This is a genomic window from Devosia sp. (assembly GCF_034675085.1).
Taxonomy (GTDB): domain Bacteria; phylum Pseudomonadota; class Alphaproteobacteria; order Rhizobiales; family Devosiaceae; genus Devosia.
In genome coordinates this window covers 1-4,385 of the sequence record NZ_JAUCDN010000270.1, presented here as the reverse complement: position 1 = coordinate 4,385, position 4,385 = coordinate 1, and the positions used below count along the sequence as shown (strand labels likewise).

At 61.6% G+C, this 4,385-nt stretch carries 6 protein-coding genes and 2 pseudogenes; 4 read left to right on the top strand and 4 right to left on the bottom strand.

Annotated features, from left to right (window positions below):
• Positions 1 to 463, bottom strand: a pseudogene (locus VDP82_RS14450) (hypothetical protein); the annotation flags it as partial.
• Here VDP82_RS14450 and VDP82_RS14445 point away from each other — a divergent pair.
• The 3 genes from VDP82_RS14445 (at position 371) to VDP82_RS14435 (ending at position 1,339) form a co-directional block, all read left to right on the top strand.
• On the top strand, positions 371 to 583 hold the full coding sequence (locus tag VDP82_RS14445; protein ID WP_205295600.1) for a cold-shock protein: 213 nt from the start codon (positions 371 to 373) through the stop codon (positions 581 to 583). The pseudogene VDP82_RS14450 and the gene VDP82_RS14445 sit on opposite strands and share 93 nt — an antisense overlap.
• A 119-nt stretch (positions 584 to 702) precedes the next feature.
• Positions 703 to 927 (top strand): hypothetical protein, encoded by a 225-nt coding sequence (locus tag VDP82_RS14440; RefSeq protein ID WP_205295281.1) that lies wholly within the window; start codon positions 703 to 705, stop codon positions 925 to 927.
• A 43-nt stretch (positions 928 to 970) separates the two neighbouring features.
• Positions 971 to 1,339, top strand: coding sequence for a DUF6481 family protein (locus VDP82_RS14435; RefSeq protein ID WP_205295280.1), 369 nt, complete (start codon positions 971 to 973; stop codon positions 1,337 to 1,339).
• A 318-nt stretch (positions 1,340 to 1,657) separates the two neighbouring features.
• Here the strand turns inward: VDP82_RS14435 and VDP82_RS14430 are convergent, their stop codons facing one another.
• Positions 1,658 to 1,798 carry a hypothetical protein gene (locus VDP82_RS14430; RefSeq protein ID WP_205295609.1) on the bottom strand — a complete coding sequence of 47 codons (141 nt, stop codon included), beginning with the start codon at positions 1,796 to 1,798 and terminating at the stop codon, positions 1,658 to 1,660.
• A gap of 219 nt (positions 1,799 to 2,017) precedes the next feature.
• Between VDP82_RS14430 and chrA the strand changes: the two genes are divergently transcribed.
• Positions 2,018 to 3,028: a chromate efflux transporter gene (gene chrA / locus VDP82_RS14425; RefSeq protein WP_323015540.1), complete on the top strand. Its 1,011-nt coding sequence runs from the start codon at positions 2,018 to 2,020 to the stop codon at positions 3,026 to 3,028.
• Here the strand turns inward: chrA and VDP82_RS14420 are convergent.
• Together VDP82_RS14420 and VDP82_RS14415 are read right to left on the bottom strand one after the other, a co-directional pair.
• A pseudogene (locus VDP82_RS14420) lies at positions 2,935 to 3,324 on the bottom strand (MFS transporter); the annotation flags it as partial. The gene chrA and the pseudogene VDP82_RS14420 overlap by 94 nt on opposite strands.
• A 106-nt stretch (positions 3,325 to 3,430) precedes the next feature.
• Positions 3,431 to 4,385: zinc-binding alcohol dehydrogenase family protein (locus tag VDP82_RS14415; RefSeq protein ID WP_323015539.1), on the bottom strand; the 955-nt coding region annotated here is incomplete at its 5' end.

Below are 4,385 nucleotides of genomic sequence, written 5' to 3'. Positions count from 1 at the left end.
TGCTTTCAGGCGTATGCCGGAATACCAGTACCGACAGAGTTACGACCGCCGCGACCATGACGCCCCCGACCGCCAGGGCTGCCGGCACAAAGCCGATAGCTGCGATCAGTGCGATCCACAGCGGTGAGAATATCACCCCGCCAAGGCTCGCACCGTTATAGGCCATGCCGAGCGCAGCCGGGCGGCGCAAGACGAACCAAGGGGCGATCAGCGCGTTCACTGCAGCCGCCCCCATGCCGACCCATCCCGCACCACTCGCCAGCACGGCCGCAAACAACTGCCAGGGCTCTGCCGCCAGTGCCCAGCCCGCGGCGCCAAGTCCCAGCAGCTCGGCGCCCAGCATGGTCACTCCGGGCACACCCAGAAGCGGATAGAGACCACCGGCACAGTAAAATGGTTCAATTCCACCAAAGGTTTCGGCTTTATTCAACCTGATGATGGTGGCGCTGACGCTTTCGTACATATCTCTGCGATTGAAAGATCCGGCATGCACGATCTCGTTGAGGGCCAAAAGATCGGCTACGATCTTGAGCGCGACAGCAAGTCAGGCAAAATGTCTGCCTGCAATCTGCAAGCGGCTTAATTTGCAGGGCTTTCGCGCCGTACAGCCCAAACATGACATGCGAAATCCAAAATCACCGGGTCGGGCATTTTTGTCCGGCTCTTTGTTTTCTGGCCTTCTGGCCTTCCGAAAGTGTGACCATGACCGAGACAATCAGTAAATCAAGACAACTGGCGGAAGTAGCTTTTGGAAAAACCCAGACCCAGTTTCTTGCCCGTCAACGTGCACTTAATGAGCACGATAGTATTACAACTGCGCGTGCGGAAAAGACGCTTCGGCTTCGCACTGCGCGGCTTGAAAAAACCCGGAGTGATATGCTCGCCGCTTCGGCAATTGATCAGCGGAAATGCGTGAAACAGGCCTGATGCGCGTTTACCTCCATCACACACGGCCATCCAATGAGAGAAAATGCGAAACAAAGAATTCTCTGACCGTCGCGGAAATGCCGCTACCGCCAAAGCAACCATGCTTGATGCTTTTCGCACGGCCCAAGCCACGGCCGCTCCAGAAAAGGCCGCAAAGCTGGCTCAACGTGTTGCCGTTGCGCAAGCCCGTGACCAGCGGCGCGCGCAACGCGAGCAAGTAAAGCGTGAAGAACAGCAGCAGCTGGAATCGGAGGCAGCAGCGCAGCGTGCGGCCAAGACGGCCGAGACTGAGCTTCGGAAATCCGCCATGGACGACCGTATTGCCCGGGTCGTGGCGGACGAGGTCGCCCGCAAGGCAGAGCGTGATCTGCGATATGCTAAGCGCAAGGCGGCTGCAATGGCCGCTGCCTGACCAAAACGGCGCGACAAAGCCCTAAGAGTGAGCATACAAATTCCCAACTTAGGGCGATGTTCATTTTCTCCGGCATTACTGGTCTTGCGCCGGGTGCCGGAGGATCCCCTTGATGCCCGGATGTCTGGTGCTCCAGGCTGCTTCGACTGCGATGCGGCGATGTCTTTAGATGACTTTCGCCCTCCCCGACGATTTTGCGCGATGACGCCTCGGCCACTTCGTACTCACGACGAACGGCAGGCAGGTCGCGCAGAGCTGTCGCGTCGCTTCAACCTTAGCGTGTCCGCGAGGCTGCCGCGAGCCTGGTTCCCATAGCCGTCACTCGGCGGCGAGAGTAAGGCTGGCAGGCCCGGACGCCTCCAGCGCCGAGGCCCCCAACCCTCCGGCCAGATACAGCGGCAAAAGCGCGTTGATCATCTCGGACGAGACATCCATTAGCAGGCTGGCGATCCGCAGCATCCAGATCGTTGCCGGGAATGGCGGGGCGCGAGGCCAGGCGGGTCTGTGCGGGGTTGGATTCGGTCATTGCGGTTTGATGCGCAGGGTTGGCGTCGGCGACCCATTCCGGTCGGAAATCCCATCGGCTATCCTCCGGCGGCGACGGGTATTCTCCTGCCTGTCATCAATCCGATATCTCACGCACGCAACGGTGTGCACAGTCTACGACAGGCAGGCAAGATGGCTGATCCCCCTACCCGGTCCATCGGCTCCATCGGCGAGGTCTTCGCCGCGTTCCTGAAACTGGGCGTGACATCCTTCGGTGGTCCGATCGCGCATCTGGGTTATTTCCGGGATGAATTCGTCCTGCGCCGAAGATGGCTGTCCGAAGCCGCCTATGCCGATCTGGTCGCGCTTTGCCAGTTTCTTCCCGGTCCGACATCCAGCCAGGTCGGGTTCGCGCTCGGTCTCATGCGGGCGGGTTGGGGTGGCGCATTGGCCGCCTTCATGGCATTCACGCTGCCCTCGGCCGTTTTCCTGATCATCCTCGCCCTGACCGCGACAAGCATCGAGGGGCCGCTGGCACAGGGGCTGCTGCATGGGCTCAAGATCGTGGCGGTGGCCATCGTTGCGCAGGCCGTGCTGGGGATGTCGCGCAGCCTTTGCCCGGACCGTGAGCGAGCCAGCATCGCCGTCGCGGCCGTGCTGCTGTTGGCCGTTGCACCCGGGTCGGTCGGAATGATGCTGGCCATCCTTTTTGGACCCGGTGCCGGCGCAGTTTTGCGGCGCGGACAGGTCGTCGACGAAACTCGGTCCTCCGTGCCGGTGCCAAAGGCTCTGGGAGCCGCCGCACTGGTGGCCTTTGCCACGCTGCTTGCAGCCCTGCCGGTCTTTGCCAGCCTGAACCAGGGGCTGGCCTTGGCCGACAGCTTTTACCGAGCAGGGGCGCTGGTGTTCGGTGGCGGCCACGTCGTCCTGCCGCTTCTTGAGGCAGAGACCGTTCAATCCGGCTGGGTCAGTGCGGGTACTTTCCTGACCGGCTATGGCGCAACACAAGCTGTGCCGGGCCCACTTTTCACCTTTGCTGCCTGGCTGGGAGCCAGCATGACACTGCCCCCGAATGGGGTCTTCGGCGCGGTCAATGACGTATCGGATAGAAGGCCCGAAAGCCCCGCGCCGACGATCCCTCCAAGACCAACCCCGCCGGTCAGGATGCCGATGGCCTGCCGCCGATTCCTCGGGTCCGAATGATCCGCTATGTATGCCATGGCGGCCGACAGGTTTCCTGCGGTCATTCCAAAAAGCGCGCGGGCGAGCACGATGAAAAAAACGTTAGGTGCGCTTGCAAGCAACAGAAGGCTAACGGCCCCGACGATCTGGCTCGCCAGAAGAATCCGCTTCCGGCCGAAATGATCGGAAAGCTGACCAAGGACGGGGGCGGCCGAAAACTGGCTGAAGGCTTCAGTCGCGATGACGATGCCGAGGACCAGCGGCGAGCCTCCCATTTCTCGAATATAGAAGGGCAGCACGGGCAAGACAGCCGCCATGCCCGCGGCATATATGCTGACGACCAGGAAGACCGGCAGTATCAACCGCCAGTCAAGCATCTTCGTCCCGCTGGTCATATCCTCCGGCAAGGAAGCGGCCGTCATCTCACACCCCTCCGGTATTCATGACAAAGACGGTGCGGCAGGTGCTGTCATCCAGCGGCCATGCCTGATCGAAATCGCAGAACGGCACCGGCTTGAAGGCAATCTTGAGATCGTTGGAGGAGGTCGCACGAAGAACCTCGTTGGTGATTTCGATCAGGCGAGGAACCGGAACACTACCGTTGCCGCTGCCCATTAGTTCGATCGCTGAAGCGCGCAGCACCGCACTTGGCAGGGTAATGTCCTGAGTGGCCACCGATCCCACCTGAACGAAGCGCATGGGCACTGCATCACGGCCTGCCTTGACGGCAGCGATCAGCAGGCATTCGGCGCTTTGGCCCCAGAGATAGTCGATCACGATATCGACGCCGCGGGCAAACTCCTGCATGAATCGGCGCTCAAGCTGCTCTCTATCCTCGCCGAGTTGGATTGTCACATCAGCGCCAAGCGCCTCTGCTTCGCCAAGAGCCTTGACGTTGCGGCCGGTGGCGATAATGCGGCCCGCGCCAAGCAGCCTGGCGATCTGGACCGCAAGCCTCCCCGAAGTGCCGGTGGCACCATTGATCAGCACCGTCTCGCCCGGTTTCAGCCGAGAGCGCTCGCTCAGCGCAGCCCAGGAGGACATGCCGGGATTGGCGATCGCAGCGGCGGTGAAGTCGTCAAGCCCCTCAGGCACGGGGACGCAAAGCCTTGCGTCCGCCACGATAAGGTCGGCCATACTTCCATAAGGCGGTCGCGGCAGGGCGAAATAGACTCGGCTGCCGTCTTCCAGCCGCCCCACGCCGTCGATACCGACCACGAAGGGAAACTGCTCACCGGCGTTGTAATGTGCGCCCGAGGCTCGGGCTTTGACGACATGGCTGATGGCAGCGGCGTTCACCTGAATCAGCTTTTCGCCTATGGATGCCACGGGAGCGGCGAGCTTTCCGAGAACGGGTGCCCGCCCGGCAGCAGAAACG